Raw genomic sequence first — 18,913 nt, 5'->3', positions numbered from 1 at the left:
GCGAAAGGCCTGCCAGGTGTGGATGACAGAACACATGGCGATCAGCTTAGCGAACAACACCGCCGGACGCCCCTGGTTTACCGGTGCCCGAGATCGACAGGCTGCGGGCCGCGTCGAGCACCAGCTGAGCGAATTCCTCGCCGCGCGTCATCGGCAGGTAGTGACCCGCCTTGGGAACATTGATCAGCCTGCCGTCGGCGCAGGCGTCGAGGAAGCGGCGTTCGTGGCGGCGGAAGTGGTCGCGTGAGCCGTTGATCAGCCAGGCCGGGCCCGGATAGCCGCCGAGTTCCGCGAGCACGTCGAAGCCGGCGAGGGCCTTGGCGACGTCCGGGATCACCTCGGTCGCGATGCCACCGCCGAGCACGGCCTCGGCGACCTTCCGCGGCAGCACGGTCCGGAACTGGCGGCGGCTGAGCCCTTCGCCGCGATCCGGAAGCCGCATCAGGATCCTGTGTGCGAGCCTGAAGAGACCCTCCAGCGCCCTGTCCGGCAGGTAGGTGGAGCCCGCGACGACGAGCCCGGCCACGCTTTCCGGGTGCCGCGCGGCCGCGGCCGTCGCGACGTACCCGCCGAGAGAGTGCCCGACGACCAGAGCGGGCTCGTCGATGGCGTCGACGACGGCGTCCACCGCGCCCTTCAGGGTGAAGCGCTCGCCGCGGCGGCTGCCGTGGCCGGGAAGATCGACCGCTTTCGCGGGAGGGCCCAGCAGGTCGAGTTGCTCGGACCAGGCGGCACCGCTGAGCCGGATGCCGTGGACGAAGACGACGGGGACCATGGACTACCTCCAGAATGCAACGCACCGTTGCGTTGCAAATTACCTCCACTTTCGACGCAACGCAACGGTGCGTTGTATTCTCTGGCCGTGAGCACGCAGACCGGCCCGCGCAAGGCCGAGGCGATCTTCGCCGCCACTCTCGAACTACTGGCCGAGCACGGCTACGACAGGCTCGCCATCGAGGCGGTCGCGGCCCGGTCCGGTGTCAACAAGACGACCCTGTACCGGTGGTGGCCGTCGAAGGACGCGCTCCTGGCGGCGGCGCTGCGCGATTCGGGACTGTTCGCGCTCGAAGTCCCGGACACCGGCAGCCTGCGCGGCGATCTTCTCGCCGTGGCGACCCACATCCTCCGGCTGCTCACCTCGGAGCGCACCTCGCCCGCCGTGATCGCGACGCTCACCGCCGGGCCACGCCGTCCGGAACTCGGCGAGGTCGCCCGGAGTTTCTTCGCCGATCGCATGACACGAGAGGAACCGATCTTCGAGCGAGCGGTCGCGCGGGGCGAGCTGCGCGACGACGTCGATCCGGTCCTGGTGATGGATCTGCTCGCGGGGGCGATCTGGTTCCGGCTGCTGCTGCGCGGCGGCGAAGCCGATCCGGAATTCCTCGAACAAGCCGTCGACACCGTACTGGCCGGTGCCGCGTGAAAATCCCGCTGAAGATCGAATCCGAACGGCTCGAAGATTATCTCGTCGCCGACGCGGTGATCGATCACGATCATCCGCTGATCCGCGAAACCGCTGACGGACTGTCACCGACCGGCGGCACCGAAGTCGACGTGATTCGTTCGATGTTTCACTTCGTGCGCGACGAGATCGCCCATACGGTGGACGCCGCCGATCCCCGGGTCACTCTTATGGCCTCGGAAGTCCTCAGCGAGCGGGTCGGCCTCTGCTATGCGAAGTCGCATCTGCTGGCCGCTTTGCTGCGCAGCCAAGGCATCCCGGCCGGGTTCTGCTATCAGCGGATCGGCGTCCTGCACGGGCTCAACGGCGTGTACCTCGCCGGCCTCGGCCGGTGGATCCGACTCGACTCGAGAGGCAACAAAAACGGTGCGGACGCCCACTTTTGCCTCGATGATGAACGACTCGCGTGGACACTGGACCCCGCCAGGGGCGAGATCGACTTCCCCGTCGTGTACACCGCACCGTCTTCGGCCGTCGTCGCATCACTGTCGTCGGCGACGCCCGGACCCGCTTGGTACGAAGGGATACTTCCGCACTCTCCGTGAGCGGTTTTACCGTGTTCCAGGAAAACCCCGGCACCGAATAAGGTATAGCCGTGCGTTACGTTCGCTGTTGGTACCTTTCCCCCGAATTTCTTATTTCGGCATTGTCACGATGCGCGTAGAGTAACTCCCCGCACTCGAACAGATACGCAATGCGTTCGTCCGTTCGGGTGCGGATCAAGGAGGTGAACCCCGTGCCCGCGGAAGCCGACCGGCTCCGCCGTACCCCACTGCAAGAGATCTTCTGGACCAGGACGAGCCTGCTGCTCACCGTACTGGTCGTCGTGGCGGGCCTCAGCCTGTGGATCTCCAGCAAGATGGACCCCGGTGCCGGAAAGACACTGCTCACTTCACTGGGCACCGGCACCCTGATCTCCGCGGTGGTCGGCTTCGGCCAGACCCTGATCACGGCCACCGCGTCACAACGCGCGATGGTGACCCCGGTGATCGAGGAAAGCCGCCGCGCGCTGGAAGCGCTCAGCGCCGAATACCGGTCGCTCAACAAGGAATTCTTTCCCACCCACGTCTTCGAGGCGACCACCGAACCGGATCCGATGTTCAACCGGATCCTGACCGAGGACCTCGACGTGACCCGGCACTACTTCTTCCGCGGGTTCTCCGGCAGGCACGCCGCGGCCCGTTTGCTGTTGTCCCGCACCGAAAGAGAGCTTCGCGTGGTCATCGCCGACCCGCGCGACGAGGGCGCCATCAGTGGCAGGGCGCGCTATCTCCTTCGCAGCGAAGAAGCGGGAATGGACTACGAGACGATCCAAGCCAGGCTCGACGACGAGATCAGCATCGGCCTGGTCGGGCTGTTCCTGGCCCGCGTCCGCTGCTCGCTGGTGGACATCACCGTCGTCGCCGACCCACCGCTGGACCGGCTCGAAGTGTTCGACGAGAGCGTTTGGGTGACCTTGTACAGCGACATCCGCGGAGCGACCACGCTGTATCCGCGAACGCTGCGGTTCAGCGAAGGTTCCTTTCTGTACAACAAGGAACGCTCCGAGTTCCTGCGCGTGTCCCAGTCCCGTTCCGGACGACACTTCCGCATCTCCGCCACCACGACGAGGGCCGATTTCCTCGCCCTGTACGAAAAGATCACCGGATCCCCACTGTCCGAAGAAAACTTCCTGGAGCTGGAAGGGAAATTCCACGCCTTCCGGAAGGAGTTCACCAAACTCGCCGAGTTGAACCCCTGACCTCTCGGCGTCGCAGAGCACTAGATTTGAGGAGCTGAAGTTGCTCACTCGCTTGTCCCCCCTCACCCGGCTCTCCGCGCTGCTCCGGACCACGGACCTGCCGCTGGCGCAGCACTGGCAGATCGTCGACGAGATCTTCCGTGACTGGACGTGCAGACCCGGCCTGCGCGACGATCTCCGCCGGCATCTGGATTCGCTGAGCCCGGACGAGGCGAGCGCGGTACTCGAACGGTCCCGGGAGACCACCACCCATTTCGCCTGGTGCCTGCTCGATTCCCCGACCGACCCCTTCTCGGTCTGGTTGCACGAGTACAAGGCACCCGAAGACTGGCGTGAGGGCTACGCCGATTCCGTGCACAACCACAGATATCACTTCTGCACCACGATCCTCCGTGGCAACTACGTCCACGAACGGTATTCGACCCTGCGCGACCAACTCTCCGGATTGATCACATCAGTTCGGTTACGACGTAGCACGCTGTGTCAGACGGGGTCGGTAGGCGTCATGTACGCGGACGAGTTCCATCGGATTCCCGAAGCCACCGAAGGGACTATGACGTTTTTGGTGAAATCACGCCCTGTAAGCGAGTTCAGTCTTTCCTATGACCCGAAGACCGGAATAGGGCACCGTCACGTTCCGGTGGAGGTCCGATTGGGGGACCTGGCAGGCCGCATCTAACTACACACCGCCGTCGAAGGCGCATACCATTACTCCACCCGTCTGTAAACGGGATCGGAGAGGTGTATGCGCGCGCGAAAGAGCACGATTCCTTCCCAGACCATCGACGCCGTCGAGCATCGTGTCCGGCAACTGTGCTGGCGCTATGCGGACAAACTACAGTTCCACGGCTGGCACCACGTGAGTTTCGTCCGGGCCAAGGCCGCGGGGTTCGCCGAGCACAACGGTGCGGATCGCACCGTCGTCGAGGTGGCGGCACTGGTGCACGACGTGAACTACATCGTGCTCCGGAACTCCCCCGCGGCCGCCGGGCGAGACCTCCGGATGGACATCCTGCGGGAATGCGGGGTCGAGGAGACCGTCGCCCGGTGGATCGACGAACTCGTCGACGAAGCCGAAATGGCCACCAGGGGCCGGCACATCTCGCTCGAGGCACAGGCCTTGAGCGACGCCGACACGCTGTTCAAGGCATTGCCGGTGACGCCCGTCGTACTCGCCCACCGTTATCTGCGGGAGAACGGGTTGAGCCTCCGCGAACTGGCGCACAAGATCGTCGGCGAACAACGCGACGTCCACGACAGCGGCTATTACTTCTACAACCCCAAGGCCGCGGAGAACTACTCCCGGTGGGCGTTGGCGAATCTTCAGTTGTGGCAGTGCATCAAGGAAGCCGTCGACGATCCGACGGTCGTCGAACTCCTCGACGCGGTGCACGCCGTGGACGTCACGGACTTCGAAGCCGAGCCCGCGGCCTCCTAGTCGTCGGTGTCTCAGCGTTGTCCGTAGCCGCGGAGTTTCTCCACGACGTGCTCGATCTCGGTGGGCGGGAGCAGATTCGGTGTTCCCGCCGCCCGTGCCGTCAGCCAGACCTGACAGACCCATTCGAGCTGCTGTGCCCGGCTGTACGCGGCGCCGAGACTGTCGCCGAAGGTGGTGGTGCCGTGGTTGGCCAGCAGGCAGCCTCGGCGGCCCTCCAAGGCCTCCAGCATGGCTTTGGCGAGTTCTTCGGTGCCGTACGTCGCGTAGGGCGCGACGCGGGCTGTCGGGCCGATCGCGGCGAGCATGTAGTGGATCGGCGGCACCTCGGTGACGAGAGTGGAGACGGCCGTGGCGTGCACGGAATGCGTGTGCACCACGGCCGAGATCGCCTTGCCGTCCGGATCCGCCCCCTGCCGGTACACCGTGAGGTGCATCGGGAGTTCGCTGGTGGGTTTGAGGGAGCCCTCGACGATCTCGCCGTCGAGGCGGACCACCGGTACGTCCTCCGGCCGCAGCCCGGCGTAGTCGACCCCGGTCGGAGTCACCGCGATCAGCTCGCCTTGCCTCGCGGAGACGTTCCCGGACGTGCCGACCACGAGTCCGTCGGCGGTCATCCGACGAGCGAATTCGCAGACCGCCAGGCGTTCTTTGGCCAGGATCACCCTTACAACCTCCACAGTCCACGAGCCGCGGCCAGTGAGGCCTGGTAGTCGGCGTAGCCCTGCTCGTAGAAACTTACGTTCTCGGGGCGGACCTCGACGACGCGGGCGCTCTCCGCCCACAGTTCCCTGTCGACCGGTTCACCGAGCGCGTCCGCCGCGACGATCACCGCTCCCCGGGCGCCGACCCCGGGATCACCGGGGATCACGATGGGCCGCCCGAGAACGTCGGCGAAGATGCGGGTCCACTCGAGTGAGCGGACTCCGCCGCCACAGGCGTACAACGTGCCGGTGAGCCCGGCCGCGTCGAAGCAGTGCTTTGCCGCGTACGCGATCGACTCGCACAGCGCGCGGACGACGTCACCACGTTCGCTCTCCAGGCTCAGTCCGGAGAACTGAGCCCTCGCCGAGGCGTCGACGAACGGCGCTCGCTCACCCGACGCGGAGAGGAACGGCAGCGCGCGAACGCCACCCGCGCCCGGTTCGCTCGCGTCGAGCAGAGCGCCGATCTCCTCGACCGCGATACCGAACAGACGGCACACCCAGTCGATTCCCGCGGTGCCGACCATCGCGGGCATCGCCCGCAGGAACTCGCCTTCTTCCGGGGTGCAGAGGAACATCCCCGCGGGCTCGCCCTCCGGATCGAACACCGCCGAATCCGTCAGGACCTGGCAGGCGAGCGTGGTCCCGGCGGTGAGGATGCCGTCACCCGCCCGTCGCACACCGGCGCCGATGGCACTCGCGGGCAGATCGAACGGCCCCGCCGTGACCGGCAGCCCGACGGGAAGACCGAGTAGCGCGGCCCCGCGCTCGTCCAAGCGGAACACGGTCTTCGGCGCCGCCGGCTCCGCGAAGAGGTTTCGGCGATGGGAGAGACCGACGGCCGCGATGGCGTCTTCGTCGTAGTGGCGGGTGGCCGGGTTCAGGAACGGCAGGGATGCGTCCGACGCGTCGACGGTGATCTCGCCGGTCAGTCGTTGAAGTACCGCGTCGACGCAGTAGCCCGCCACCGCCGCCTTGTCGAGCGAATCCGGTTCACGAATGTCCAAAAAGGACATGATCGCGGCGGCGCTGCCCGGGAACATGCCCGACGCGGTCCGGCGGAACACTTCTCTGGTCACTCCGGCGGCCTGCCACTCGGCCAGCAGCGAGTTCGCCCGCCCGTCGAGCCAGGAGATCGCGGGACGCACGGCCTCTCCGGCTTCGTCGCGCAGCCACAGTCCATCGCCCTGACCGGTGAGCGCCAGCGCGGTGACCGGACCGTCGAGTCCGGCGGCGACCTCGCGCACCACCGTCGCCACGGTGCCGAGCACCTGGTCGAGGTCTTGTTCGACCAGCCCGCCCGGCAGGTGGTGCACCTCGGACGTGGTGCACGCGCTCGCCACGGACATCCCGGCCTTGTCGAAGACGACCGCCTTGGTCAGTGACGTGCCGATGTCGACGCCGATGATCATGGCCGCGGAACCTCGGGATTCGCCAGGTTCGCGAGTGCCTCCCCGCGGGCGTACCGGCCGACCTCGGCGGCGACGATGCTCGCCGCCCGCTCCGCGGTCTGCCTGCTGGCTCCGGCGAGATGCGGGGTCGCGATCACGTTCGGCGCGTCCCGCAAGGCCCAGTCCGCGGGCGGCGGCTCGACGTCGTACACGTCGAGCGCGAGCGCGCCGAGCCGTCCCGAGCGCAGTGCCTCCGGCAGCGGGGAGTAGTCCAGGAGGCCACCGCGCGCGGTGTTGACCAACACGGCACCCTGCGGCAGCAGCGCGAGCTTGTCGGCGTCGATCAGGTGGCGGGTCTCTTCGGTGAGCCGGGCGTGCAGGCTCACCACGAAACTGCGGCGCAGCAGATCGTCCAGCTCGACGAGCTCCGCACCGTCGGCGGCGATCCGGGCGGGGTCGGCGAACGGGTCCGCGACCAGCACCTTCGCGCCGAACGCGACGAGCACCTTGGCCACTCGCGCACCGATCGCGCCGTAGCCGACCAGTCCGACGGTGGTCCCGTCGAGTTCGAGACCGGTCTGGTCGTAGGCGTAGTAGTCGCCGCGCCAGGTCCCGCCCAGCAGTTCGGCCGACGAGGTCGAGATCCGGCGCATCGCGGCCAGGATCATCCCGACCGCGAATTCGGCGGCGGCGCCGGCGTTGCGACCGGGTGCGTAGGTCACCGCGACACCGGCCTCGGTGGCCGCGGCGAGGTCGACGTTGACCGGACCTCCCCGGCACACCGACACGAGCTTGAGGCCCGGCGCGGCCGCGAACACCTGTTTGGTGAAGGGCGCCATCTGGGTCACCGCGACCTCGGCGCCGGCCAGCGCCTCGATCACCTGCTCCTCGGTGCCGCTGGCCTCGTGCACGTTCGCGACCGGGCCGAACGGCTCCACCGGCCACGGCAACGTCAGTTCCGAGAACTCGTGCCCGGCGCCGATCTCGGCACGGACGGCGTCGGCCAGCAGGTCGGTGCCGACGAAATGGTCTCCCGCAGCGAGTATCCGCAACTCTGCGTCCTCTCTCCGTGCCCGGATGGGGGCATGTTCAGTGAGCTTGCTCGTATTCGGTGATGTGCGCGACCTTGCTCGCGCTGGCCGAGGCCGGGTCGAAGCGGTAGCCGACCCATTCGGCGACGATCTTCTTCGCCAGTTCCGGGCCGATCGCCCGCGCACCGAAGGTGATCACCTGGCAGTCGTTCGACTTGACCGAACGCTCGGCCGAGTACGAGTCGTGCGCGACCGTGGCCCGGACACCGGGGACCTTGTTCGCCGAGATGGCCATGCCGATCCCGGTGCCGCAGACCAGGACGCCGCGATCCGCCTCGCCCCGCGCGATCGTCTCCGCCGCCGCGAGTCCGAGCAACGGGTACGCCTTGTCGTCCGATCCGTCGGCCACGCCGAGGTCGGTGACCTCGTCCACCCTGTCGTCGGCGAGGAGCAGGTCACGCAGCTGGTCCTTGAGCGCCACCCCGGCGTTGTCCGCCGCCACCACGATCCGCATTCAGTCTTCCTTTCCCAGCGCCTGGCCGACCGCGGTGACGAGCAGCGCGAACGAGGTGGCCCCGGGATCGGGGTGCCCTTTGCTCCGCTGTGCCAACCGCGCCGCCCGTCCCTTGGCGGGCAGCAGGTCCGCCGTGGCCTCGGCCGCGCTCACCGCGACCTGGGCCGCCTTCTGCCAGGCCTGCGGGACGTCGGCGCCCGCCTCGGCCTGTTCGCGCAACGCCAGCCGGAACGGCTCGATGGCGTCGAGCATGGTCTTCTCACCGGGCTCGGCCTTGCCCAGTTCGACGAACGCCGTCACGGCGCCGTCGACGGCGTCCGCGAGGACTTCCGCGGTGACCTCGTCGCCGGACCGGCCCTGGACTCCGGCGCCGGTTTCGGCCAGCAGGACTCCGTACAGCGCCCCGGACGCGCCGCCCGCCGCGTCGGCGAAGGCCGTCCCCGCCGCCAGAAGCGCGGTGGACAGCGAATCCCCGGCACGCCTCGCGGCGGCCACCGCGGCTCGCATTCCCCTGGTCATGCCCAGGCCGTGGTCACCGTCGGCGGCGACCGCGTCCAACCTGCCGAGTTCGGCTTCGTTGGCTTCGATGACGTGCAGAGCCGCCGTCAGCGCGCGGTCCACGATGCCTTGCCCCGGCTCGGTCTCCGCCAGCAGTGAGTCCACTGTGGACTCCAGCGGCACCTGGGCCAGTTCGGCGCCGGTGCTCCGGTAGCCCGGGGTGTCGCAAGGTGCGGCGTAGAGCTCGGCGAGTTCGTCGTCGAGCACCAGGATCGACAGCGAGACACCGGCCATGTCGAGCGACGTGACGAATTCGCCGACCTCGGTGTGCAGCGGGCTGAGCCCCGCCTCGGCGAGCCGTTCGTGCACCCGGGTGTAGGTCGCGAACATCTCTTCGTATTTGGTGCGGCCCAGCCCGTTCAGCAGGACCACGACGCGGCCGTCGCCCTCCGGCAGTTCCGGCAGGAGGCCGTCGACCAGTTCGTCGGCCAGTTCCCGGGCACTCAGCCTGCCGGCGGTGCGCACGCCGGGCTCGCCGTGGATGCCGAGCCCCAGTTCCATCTCGCTCTCGCCGACGGTGAACAGCGGGGCGGACGCACCGGGCAAAGTGCAGCCGCCGAAGGCCACCCCGAACGTCCGGGTGTTCGCGTTCGCCTTCTCCGCGAGCGCGTGCACGGCGGCCAGGTCGTCACCGCGTTCGGCGGCGGCGCCCGCGACCTTGAAGACCAGGAAGTCGCCCGCGACCCCGCGACGCCGTTCCGGTGCGTCGGCGGGACCGCTGGCGATGTCGTCGGTGACCAGGATGGTGCGGCTCTCGACGCCCTCGGCCGCCAGCCTGCGCGCGGCGAGCCCGAAGTGCAGGACGTCGCCCTGATAGTTGCCGTAGCCGAAGAGCACTCCAGCACCGCTCTCCGCCGCCCGCGCCGTGCGGTAGACCTGCTCGGCGCTCGGGCTGGTGAACACGTCGCCCACCACCGCACCGTCGGCGAGGCCGGGACCGACCAGTCCGGCGAACGCGGGATAGTGCCCGCAGCCACCGCCGATCACCACCGCGACCTTGCGCTCGGTCTCTTCCCGGCGCAGCACGCCATAGGCGCCGGGAACCTTGCGCACCGAACGCCCGTAGGCGGTGACGAACCCGTCCAGCCAGTCGCGTTTGAACGTCTCCGCGGCACCCAGGACCGTCATCGCCCGCTCGCCTCCGCGAACTCACCGGACAAGTAGGCGAGCAGCTTGCGGCGCACGTCGTCATTGTTCTCCGCGACCGCGGCGGCCAGTTCGAGCGCGTCCGGCTTCGGCGGGTACACCGGGTTCGGCAGCGCGATCACGGTGAGCCCGGCCGCGGCGGCGGCGCGGATGCCGTTGCTGGAGTCTTCGACGCCGAGGCATTCCTCTCCGGACCGGCCGAGCCTGGCGGCCGCCTCGAGGTAGACGTCCGGACTCGGTTTGCCCCTGGCGACCTCGGCACTGGAAACGGTCGCGCTGAACTCACCGGTGAGACCGTGCTTGTCCAGGACCGCGTCGATCACGCGGCGGGCGGCCGACGACGCCAGCGCGACCGGCACCTTCGCGCTCACCTCGCGGACCATTTCGCCGGCGCCCGGCAGCAGGGGCGCCTCTCCCGCCTCGATCGCGGCGATCATGCCGTCCACCACGGCACGCTCGACCTCGGCCGCGCTTTCCGGGGTGCCGGACCGCTTCGCGAGGTAAGCGGCCCATTCGGGCGCGCTCATCCCCTGTACGGACGCGGTGTCCTCAGCGGTCCACTCGGTCCGGTGCCGGGCGGCGTACGCCACCCAGTTCTCCTCCCAGAGGTGTTCACTGTCGACGAGGACACCGTCCAGGTCGAACACCACCGCGGCGAGTGCCATCCGGCGTCTCCTTTCACATCGATGCTGTTAAATTAACATCGATGATGTGATCTGAGCAAGCTTCGAGGAGGGACCCCGTGGTCACACGGTTGTTGTTGGCTCGGCACGGCCAGACCGAATGGCATGCCGAGAACAGGTACGCGGGCAGCAGCGACGTCGCGCTGACCGAGGAGGGACTCAGGCAGGCGGACGAGCTCGCCGGGTTCGCCGCGGCGGCCGGGCCGACGGCCGTGTTCTGCTCGCCGCAGAGCCGGGCACGTCGCACCGCGGAGCCGTCGGCCGAGGCGCTGTTCCTGCCGCTTCGAGTGGTCGACGAACTGCGTGAAGTCCACTTCGGACTAATGGAGGGCCGCACCAGGGACGAGCTGGCGGCGACGGATCCCGATGCGGTCACGAGGTTTCTCGCCGATCCCGTGACCGGCGCCTTCCCCGGCTCGGAGCCTCCAGCGGACGCGGCCGCCCGCGGCGCGAAGGCCCTGCGCGGGATCGCCGCCGAGGCGCCGGGCGAGACGGTGCTTGTCGTCGCGCACAACACCCTGATCAGGCTGACCTTGTGCGCACTGCTCGGAATCCCGGTCGAGACCTATCGGACGGTGTTCCCGCGACTGGACAACGCGGCCGTCACCGAGATCGCGATCGACGGCGCACGCACCGGCCTGCTGCGCCTCAATCAGCCGGCCCGCACGCGATACTGAACCCCATGAGCGATGAGAAGACGGCCGGTGCGAGCGCACACTCTCGTAACACGCGGCAGCGGCAGATCACCGAACACGTCTTCGCGTCCGGCTCCGCCACCATCTCCGACCTGGTGGAACTCACCGGTGTCAGCACCATGACCGTGCACCGGGACGTCGACGAACTGGCCAGGCAGGGCCTGCTGCGGAAGTACCGGGGCGGCGTCTCGGCCATGCCGTCGACGGTGTTCGAAAGCAACGCCGACTACCGGATGAACGTGCATTCGGAGGAGAAGGCGGCGATCGCCGCGCACGCGCTCGCGCGCGTCGAACCGGGGATGTCGATCCTGCTCGACGACTCCACGAGCGCGCTCGCGCTGGCGAAGATGCTGCACCGCGTCACACCGCTGACCGTCGCGACGAACTACCTCGGCGCCATCGAACTCCTCAAAGGCGTTCCCGACCTGCGGCTCATCTGCATCGGCGGCGACTACTCGGCGACTCACGACTCGTTCCTCGGCATGCAGAGCCTCGAAGCGATCGAACGGATCACCGTCGACGCGACCTTCGTTTCGACCTCGGCGATGAACACGCGGATGACCTTCCACCAGGAGCCGGAGATCGTGATGCTGAAGCGCGCGATGCTGGCCAGCGCCCGGACGAAGGTGCTGCTGATGGACCACAGCAAGACCGAACGCGCGGCGCTGCACCGGCTGGCGCCGCTGAGCGATTTCGACGTGCTGATCGTCGACGACGGGGTCGAGGACCACCTGGCCGAGGAGATGCGGAGCCAGGTGGAAGTGGACATCGCGGAAGCCTGAGGCACGAGCCCGAGTACATGAAGGCCCCCTTCCTTGCGTCTAGCGCAAGGAAGGGGGCCTTCATGTACCGCAAGCGGCCGAGGCAGCGATGAACGGCGGGCTGGGTTGGTCGTGCCGAGCCGGGCTTTCGTGTGACCGAGTGGACGGCACGTGTGATCAGACGGACGACACGCGTGACTGGCCGGACGACACGCTTGGCTCAAACCCGAATCGCCACTCACGACCAACCCAGCCCCGTCCAAGCGCGCGAGGCTAACACGAAAACCCATCGATGTAACATCTTGAAAGTTAAGTTAACACGATCCATGATACGCTGAACACGACGTCATGGAGGCGTGCATGAACCAGGTAACACCGCCGTTATCGCGATCCGGGAGCGGGTTCGCCCGTGTATTGAACCGCTGGGGCCTGCCCGCCCCGCTGTTCCTCGGCTACGCCGGGCTGCTGCTGTTCATGATCGGCGACGGGGTCGAGTCGGGCTTCATCGCGCCGTTCATGGCGGACAACGGAGCGGGCACGGAGATCAAGGCCTCGTACGTGATCACGGTGTACGGCGTCGCCGTGATGCTGGCTTCGTGGCTGTCGGGCGCGCTGTCGGACCTCTGGGGCCCGCGTCGCGTGATGATGATCGGCCTGGCCATCTGGCTGACGTTCGACGTGCTGTTCCTCGCGATCGCGGTATCCGGTGAGAACTACCCGCTGATGCTGGTGTTCTACGGTCTCCGCGGGTTCGGCTACCCGATGTTCGCGTTCGGTTTCCTGGTCTGGATCACCGCGGTGGCGCCGGTCGCCAGGCTCGGCGCGGCCGTGGGCTGGTTCTACTTCGCCTTCACCGGCGGGCTTCCGACGCTGGGCGCGCTGGTCGCGAGCTTCACGAACCCGGTGCTGGGCCAGTACGGCACGCTCTGGGCGTCGGTGGCGCTGCTCGCGCTCGGCGGGTTGCTGGCGATCTTCGGGGTCCGGCAGCGGACGGGGTACACCCGGCTCGCGCCGCCGGACGTGAAACCGGTGCAGAGCCTGGTCTCCAGCGTGTCGATCGCGTGGAAGAAACCCCGCGTCGGCGTCGGGATGCTCGTCCGTGTCATCAACACCGCGCCCGAGTTCGGCATGCTCGTGTTCTTCCCGACGATCTTCATCGAGGGCATCGGATTCGGGGAGAGCCGCTGGCTGCTGCTGGTCTCGGTCATCTACGGCACGAACATCTTCTTCAACCTGATCTTCGGCGTACTGAGCGACCGGATCGGCTGGCGCACCACGATCTTCTGGTTCGGCGCGATCGGCTGCGCGATCTCGATCCTGTTGCTCTACTTCGTCCCGGTCGCGATGGGCGCCGAGTACTACTGGCTCGCCCTGCTCGTCGGCGCGCTGTACGGCGCCACGCTCGCCGGATTCGTGCCGATCTCGGCGCTGCTCCCCTCGCTCGCCCCGGAGAACAAGGGCGGCGCGATGGCCCTGCTGAACCTGGGCGCGGGCGCGGCGGCGTTCGTCGGGCCGGCGATCGTCAGTGTGTTCCTGGGTCCGCTGGGCGCGGCCGGCGTGGTGATCGTCTTCGCCGCGCTGTACCTGGTGGCGGCGGTCATGGTGCGCTACCTGAAGTTGCCCGAAGAGACGGCGAAGGCGATCGAAGAGGACAAAAGCCTGCAGGAAGTCGGAGAGAAGGTCGTCACCACGTGAACCAACCCGTCACGATCGGCATCGACGTCGCCACCGCGGGGGTCCGTGCCCTCGCGGTACGCGGCGGCACCGTCCTCGCTTTGGCTGCCGAGCCACTGCCCGCACCGGTCCGCGACGAACGCGGGCACAGCGAGCAGGACGCCGGGTCCTGGTGGCCCGCGGTGAAGACGGTGCTGGCGAAGGTCACCGGCGAGCTGCCGGGCAGGGGCGGCGAGGTCGCCGCAGTGGCCGTCGCCGCGACGTCGGGGACGATCGTCGGGGTCGACACCTCGGGTGAGCCGGTCACGCCCGCGCTGATGTACGACGACAGGCGCGGAGCGGAGCTCAACCGCAAGGCCACCGAACTCGGCGAGGATCGCTGGCGGCGACTCGGTTTCGGCGTGTCCGCCACGGCCGCGCTCGGCCGGATCGCCTGGCTGTCCGAGCACGTCCCCGACGTCGCCGGGGTCCGGCACACACCCGATCTGATCGCCGCGAAGCTCACCGGCGGACAAGTGGCGAGCGACTGGTCGCACGCCTTGAAGAGCGGGTACGACCCGCTCGCCCGCGAATGGTCACACGAGGTCTTCGAGGCCTTGGCGGTGCCTGAGGCCCTGCTCCCGGCGGTGGTCGCGCCGGCCACCGTGCTGGGCACGGTGGCCGAGCCGATCGCCGGGCTCCCGGTGGGCTGCGCGGTCGTGGCAGGGATGACCGACGGCTGCGCGGGCCAGCTCGCGGCCGGGGCGGTCACCCCTGGGAGCTTCGTCGGGATCCTCGGCACGACGTACGTGCTCAAAGGGGTCACCGAAGAACTCGTGCCGGATCCGACAGGGGCGGTGTACAGCCATCGCCATCCGGACGGCTGGTGGCTGCCCGGTGGCGCGTCGAACACCGGCGGCGAGGCCGTCGCCGGGCAACGGAACCTTCCCGAACTCGACGCGGCGGCGGCCGCGCTGGGGCCGGCGAAGGTGATCGCGTATCCGTTGCGTCGCAAAGGCGAACGTTTCCCGTTCGCCAACGCGGACGCCGCGGGTTTCGTGTCCGGCGAAGCCGACGAGGTGGAACTGCACCGGGCCAGGCTGGAGGGGGTCGCGTTCCTCGAGCGGCTGGCACTGGACCATCTGCGCCGGCTCGGCGTCACGATCACCGAACCGCTCCTGGCGGCGGGCGGCGGCAGCAAGAGTCCTTTGTGGACGCGGATCAGGGCGACCGTCACCGGTCTCGGTCTGCGAGTGTCACCGCAGGCCGAAACGGGGTACGGCGCCGCTCTGCTCGCCGCGGCGGGGGTCTTGCCGGGAGGGCTCGGCGAGGCGTCCGAAGGGCTCGGCAGGGGAACGCTGGTCGAACCCGACGAGCGCGAAAGTGCCGCGCTCACCGAGTCCTACCTGCGGTTCTGCACCGAGCTGCACACCAGGGGCTGGATCGACGACGAGCTGTTCGCCGTCGTCCGGCGTTGAGAGATCAAGACCGAGAGATCAGGAAGGACGTGGGCCGTTGGACTTGGTAGGAGCCGGCTTCGGCGCGGCCTCCGGTTTGGCCGCTTCCGGTTTGGCCGCCCCGGCATCAGGACCGGCAACAGGACCAGCGTCGGGCGCGGGAGCCAACAGCCGGATGGCCTCCTGGACGGCGACGTCCGTGGCGGAAAGCCGATCGGCGACCTTCGACCGGAGTTCCAGCGCGAGCTTCCGGGCCTGCTGAGCCTCGGCCTGCTGAGTCTTCGTGTCGGTGAGAGCCTCCGCGACCTGCTCCTGCTTCGCGGCGATGTCCTCCGCCGAAGACTTCTCCGACTTGGCGATCTTCTCCGCGGAGATCCGCTCGGCTTCGGCGCGTTTGTCCGCCGAGACCCGGTCGGCTTCCGCGATCTTGTCCGCGGACGCCTTCTCCGCTTCCGCACGACGGGCGGCCGAAGCCTCCTCGGCCTTCTTGTCCGCGGCGGCGCGGGTCCGGACGCTCTCCATGTCCAGTTCCTTGCGCTTCTGCGCCGCCTCGGAGTTCAGCCGCTCGATCTCGGCTTTGGCGTCCGCGAGCAGCTTCTCCCGCTCGGCCTGCGCGTCCTTGGCCGCTTTTTCGGTCGCGCGCTGCGTCTCGTGGGCGTACTTGTCCGCTTCGGTCCGAGTCGACTTGGCGTCGGCCTCCGCGGCGGCCTTGAGGTCGGCGATCTCCTCTTCGGCGAGCTGCATCATCATGCGGACGCGTTCGGCCATCGCGCCGGCGCCGGACGGGCTCGCACTCATCCGCACGAGGGCGGCCTTGGTCTCGTCCAGTTCCTTCTGGGCGTGGCCGAGCGCCTTGGTGAGTTCACCGGCGGTTGCCACGGCCTCGTCGCGGTTGCGTGAGGCCTGCTTGAGTTCGGTCGACAGCTCGGCGAGCCGCTCGTCGACCTGACGCTTGTCGTAACCGCGGACAGCGCCCGCGAACTGGGACGATTTCGCTGAGGGCGCCTGAGGCGCCGTCTTCTCAGGAGCGACCATGGCGGACACCTTAATGAGCTTGGGCCCGTCAGGCAGTACCGCCAAACGGCTGCACTCGGCGTGCGGTGGGCCGGTCACATGGCATCCTGCATTGTTGACAGGTGGTAAGCAGAGGAGGACCGGTTGGACATCTCGGCGATCCTCGAAGACATCCGCGAGCATTGGCACGTCTACGCCACGATGCCCTTCATCGCGGCGCTCATCGGCTACATCACGAAACGCGTCGCCATCGAGATGATGTTCCGGCCGCTGGAGTTCGTCGGGATCAAGCCGTTCCTCGGCTGGCAGGGGGTCATCCCGGCCAACTCGCGCCGGATGGCGACCACCGCCGTCGACCTGCTCACCAAGAACCTCGTCGATCCGCAGGAGATCTTCTCCCGGCTCGATCCCGACGAGGTGGTCAAGGAACTCGAAGAGCCGCTCCTCAAGGCCGTCGAGGACGTCACCCGCGAGGTGATGGAGCAGTACCAGCCCCGGCTGTGGGAGCTGCTGCCGACGCGGGCGCAGCGGATGCTGGTCGACCAGGTCCGCGCGCAGGCGCCGAAGGTCGTCGCGCGGCTGATGCGCGAGGTGTCGACGAACATCGACGAGGTCCTCGACGTCAACGAGATGCTGATCAACGCGATGGTCCGGGACAAATCGCTGACCTGCCGCCTGATCAAGGAGGTCGCGACCCCGGAACTCCGCTTCATCGCCCGGTCCGGCATCTGGTTCGGCTTCGTGATCGGCCTGGTCCAGTTCGTCGCGTGGGCGTTGACGAAACAGCCGTTGATCATGCCGGTCTTCGGTTTCGTCACAGGGTTCGTCACGGACTGGCTGGCCCTGAAGATGATCTTCTACCCGCGTGAGCCCCGCCGGTTCCTGTTCTTCAGCTGGCAGGGCATGTTCCAGAAACGCCGCAAGGCGGTCGCCAAGGACTACGGCGCGCTGATCGCGGACGAGGTCCTCACCGTGCGGAACGTGATGGAGGCCGTGCTCACCGGGCCCAAGTCGGACAAGCTGTTCGCGATGATCACCCGCGAGGTGCAGCGGACCATCGACGCGCAGGCGAGCATCGCGAAACCGTTGGTGGCGCTCACCGTCGGCGGCGTGCAGTACCAGGAGATGAAGAAGGCCGCGGCGGAGAAGGCGATCGCGTATCTCCCCGAAACGGTGAAACACGTGGAGAGCTACGCCACCGACGCGCTCGACGTCCGCAACACCATCGTCACGAAGATGCAGCAGCTGACCCCGCTCGAGTTCGAGGGGATCCTGCGTCCCGCGTTCCAGCAGGACGAATGGAAGCTGATCGCCGTCGGCGCGGTGATCGGCGGGCTCGTGGGTGAACTTCAGGTCCTGCTCCTCCTCCATTGAGGACCTGCGACTAGGTTCCCCTCAAGCGAGACGCGGGAGGGGCTGCGAGTGGACGCCGTCATCGCCGACCTCGGCGAGCACTGGCCGGTGTACGTCAGCATGCCGTTCATCGCCGCGCTGATCGGCTACGTCACCAAACGCGTCGCCATCGAGATGATGTTCAAGCCGCTGGAATTCGTCGGTGTCAAACCGTTCCTCGGCTGGCAGGGGGTGCTGCCGGCGAACGCCGAGCGGATGGCGGCCACCGCCACCGAGATGCTGACGAACAACCTCGTCGACCCGAAGGAGATCTTCGCCAGGCTCGACCCGGCGCAGGTCGCGAAGGAGATCGAGCAACCGCTGCTGCGGATCGTCGAGGACGTCACCCGCGAGGTGATGGAGCAGTACCAGCCCAGACTCTGGGAAGTACTGCCGAACACCGCCCAGCAACTGCTGCTCAAACGAGTGCAGGCCGAGGCGCCGCGCGCGATCACGAAGATCATGGGCGAGATCGCGGAGAACATCGAGGACGTGCTCGACCTCAAGCACATGGTCGTGACGAACCTCGTGCGCGACAAAGCCTTGCTGAACCGGCTGATCCGCGACATCTCGCGACCGGAGATGCGGTTCATCGCGCGGTCGGGGATCGTGTTCGGGTTCTCGCTCGGCTGTGTGCAGCTGCTCGTGTGGGCGCTGACGAAATCGCCGATCGTGCTGCCGCTGTTCGGTATCGGCATCGGCTGGTTCACCGACTGGATCGCCCTGAAGATGATCTTCCTGCCGCGCGAGCCGAAACGGTTCTTCGGGTTCTACACCTGGCAAGGCGTGTTCCAGAAACGGAAAGACCAGGTCTCCGCCGACTACGGCGACATGATCGCGCGCGAGATCATCACCATCCCGAACCTCCTAGAGGCCGTGCTGAGCGGGCCGAAATCGGACAAGCTGTTCACGATGATCACCCGTGAGGTGCAGCGGACCATCGACGCGCAGGCGAGCGTCGTGAAGCCGTTCGTCGCGCTCGCCGTCGGGAGCAGGAAGTTCCAGGAGATGAAGCAGACCGCGGCGGCGAAGGCGGCGGCACGGATCCCGGAGACGATCCGGCACGCCGAGGGTTACGCCGTCAACGCGCTCGACGTCCGGAACACCATTGTGGACAGAATGCGACGGCTGAACCCGCTCGAATTCGAGCAGTTGCTGCGTCCGGCGTTCCGGCAGGACGAGTGGAAGCTGATCGCCGTCGGCGCGGTGATCGGCGGCCTCGTCGGTGAACTTCAGGTGCTTCTGCTGCTTCACTGACGGTCAACCGATACGGTTT

19 protein-coding genes are annotated in these 18,913 nt (G+C 67.8%); 11 read left to right on the top strand and 8 right to left on the bottom strand.

Annotation, left to right across the window (positions count from 1 at the left end):
- Positions 1–46: 46 nt before the first annotated feature.
- Entirely contained in the window at positions 47–775 is a 729-nt protein-coding gene (locus B0293_RS00875; protein WP_005165276.1) for an alpha/beta fold hydrolase, read from the bottom strand.
- Positions 776–862: 87 nt separating this feature from the next.
- On the opposite strand from B0293_RS00875, the gene B0293_RS00870 reads away from it, so the two are divergent.
- The 5 genes from B0293_RS00870 (at position 863) to B0293_RS00850 (ending at position 4,641) form a co-directional block, all read left to right on the top strand.
- Positions 863–1,423, top strand: coding sequence for a TetR/AcrR family transcriptional regulator (locus B0293_RS00870; RefSeq protein ID WP_005165277.1), 561 nt, complete (start codon positions 863–865; stop codon positions 1,421–1,423).
- On the top strand, positions 1,420–2,007 hold the full coding sequence (locus tag B0293_RS00865) for a transglutaminase-like domain-containing protein (RefSeq protein ID WP_039919376.1): 588 nt from the start codon (positions 1,420–1,422) through the stop codon (positions 2,005–2,007). The genes B0293_RS00870 and B0293_RS00865 overlap by 4 nt, the downstream gene beginning before the upstream one ends.
- 149 nt (positions 2,008–2,156) lie before the next feature.
- Positions 2,157–3,203 carry a hypothetical protein gene (locus B0293_RS00860; RefSeq protein ID WP_005165281.1) on the top strand — a complete coding sequence of 349 codons (1,047 nt, stop codon included), beginning with the start codon at positions 2,157–2,159 and terminating at the stop codon, positions 3,201–3,203.
- Between the two features lie 40 nt (positions 3,204–3,243).
- Positions 3,244–3,882, top strand: coding sequence for a hypothetical protein (locus tag B0293_RS00855; protein ID WP_005165283.1), 639 nt, complete (start codon positions 3,244–3,246; stop codon positions 3,880–3,882).
- 66 nt (positions 3,883–3,948) lie between these two features.
- Positions 3,949–4,641, top strand: a complete 693-nt coding sequence (locus tag B0293_RS00850; RefSeq protein WP_005165285.1) for an HD domain-containing protein — start codon at positions 3,949–3,951, stop codon at positions 4,639–4,641.
- An 11-nt stretch (positions 4,642–4,652) separates the two neighbouring features.
- On the opposite strand, the gene B0293_RS00845 is transcribed toward B0293_RS00850, so the two are convergent.
- From B0293_RS00845 to B0293_RS00820, 6 genes are read right to left on the bottom strand one after another with little or no spacing between them, the layout of a single operon-like run.
- Positions 4,653–5,303 carry a class II aldolase/adducin family protein gene (locus tag B0293_RS00845; protein ID WP_005165287.1) on the bottom strand — a complete coding sequence of 217 codons (651 nt, stop codon included), beginning with the start codon at positions 5,301–5,303 and terminating at the stop codon, positions 4,653–4,655.
- 2 nt (positions 5,304–5,305) lie between these two features.
- Positions 5,306–6,754, bottom strand: a complete 1,449-nt coding sequence (locus B0293_RS00840) for an FGGY-family carbohydrate kinase (RefSeq protein WP_005165288.1) — start codon at positions 6,752–6,754, stop codon at positions 5,306–5,308.
- Entirely contained in the window at positions 6,751–7,785 is a 1,035-nt protein-coding gene (locus B0293_RS00835; protein WP_005165290.1) for a 2-hydroxyacid dehydrogenase, read from the bottom strand. The genes B0293_RS00840 and B0293_RS00835 overlap by 4 nt, the downstream gene beginning before the upstream one ends.
- A 37-nt stretch (positions 7,786–7,822) precedes the next feature.
- Positions 7,823–8,278 carry a ribose-5-phosphate isomerase gene (locus B0293_RS00830; protein ID WP_005165292.1) on the bottom strand — a complete coding sequence of 152 codons (456 nt, stop codon included), beginning with the start codon at positions 8,276–8,278 and terminating at the stop codon, positions 7,823–7,825.
- A complete protein-coding gene (locus B0293_RS00825; RefSeq protein ID WP_005165293.1) occupies positions 8,279–9,964 on the bottom strand; it encodes a dihydroxyacetone kinase family protein in 1,686 nt (561 codons plus the stop codon).
- Positions 9,961–10,647 carry an HAD family hydrolase gene (locus B0293_RS00820; RefSeq protein ID WP_005165295.1) on the bottom strand — a complete coding sequence of 229 codons (687 nt, stop codon included), beginning with the start codon at positions 10,645–10,647 and terminating at the stop codon, positions 9,961–9,963. Before B0293_RS00820 ends, B0293_RS00825 begins: the two co-directional genes overlap by 4 nt.
- A gap of 77 nt (positions 10,648–10,724) precedes the next feature.
- Between B0293_RS00820 and B0293_RS00815 the strand changes: the two genes are divergently transcribed.
- From B0293_RS00815 to B0293_RS00800, 4 genes are all read left to right on the top strand, one after another.
- On the top strand, positions 10,725–11,342 hold the full coding sequence (locus tag B0293_RS00815; RefSeq protein WP_005165298.1) for a histidine phosphatase family protein: 618 nt from the start codon (positions 10,725–10,727) through the stop codon (positions 11,340–11,342).
- 5 nt (positions 11,343–11,347) lie between these two features.
- The gene (locus B0293_RS00810; RefSeq protein ID WP_005165299.1) at positions 11,348–12,142 is read left to right on the top strand and encodes a DeoR/GlpR family DNA-binding transcription regulator; all 795 of its coding nucleotides are present in this window, start codon (positions 11,348–11,350) and stop codon (positions 12,140–12,142) included.
- Between the two features lie 339 nt (positions 12,143–12,481).
- Positions 12,482–13,816, top strand: a complete 1,335-nt coding sequence (locus tag B0293_RS00805) for an MFS transporter (protein ID WP_039919377.1) — start codon at positions 12,482–12,484, stop codon at positions 13,814–13,816.
- Entirely contained in the window at positions 13,813–15,252 is a 1,440-nt protein-coding gene (locus B0293_RS00800; protein ID WP_005165302.1) for an FGGY-family carbohydrate kinase, read from the top strand. Before B0293_RS00805 ends, B0293_RS00800 begins: the two co-directional genes overlap by 4 nt.
- 18 nt (positions 15,253–15,270) lie before the next feature.
- On the opposite strand, the gene B0293_RS00795 is transcribed toward B0293_RS00800, so the two are convergent.
- Positions 15,271–16,266, bottom strand: a complete 996-nt coding sequence (locus B0293_RS00795; RefSeq protein WP_005165303.1) for a coiled-coil domain-containing protein — start codon at positions 16,264–16,266, stop codon at positions 15,271–15,273.
- Positions 16,267–16,389: 123 nt separating this feature from the next.
- On the opposite strand from B0293_RS00795, the gene B0293_RS00790 reads away from it, so the two are divergent.
- Together B0293_RS00790 and B0293_RS00785 are read left to right on the top strand one after the other, a co-directional pair.
- Entirely contained in the window at positions 16,390–17,619 is a 1,230-nt protein-coding gene (locus tag B0293_RS00790; protein WP_005165304.1) for a DUF445 domain-containing protein, read from the top strand.
- Positions 17,620–17,667: 48 nt separating this feature from the next.
- Entirely contained in the window at positions 17,668–18,894 is a 1,227-nt protein-coding gene (locus B0293_RS00785; RefSeq protein WP_005165305.1) for a DUF445 domain-containing protein, read from the top strand.
- Positions 18,895–18,913 lie beyond the last annotated feature (19 nt).

This window comes from Amycolatopsis azurea DSM 43854, from assembly GCF_001995215.1.
GTDB classification, from domain to species: domain Bacteria; phylum Actinomycetota; class Actinomycetes; order Mycobacteriales; family Pseudonocardiaceae; genus Amycolatopsis; species Amycolatopsis azurea.
The sequence above is the reverse complement of the archived record's forward strand: the minus strand, read 5'-3'. Positions and strand labels throughout refer to the sequence as shown.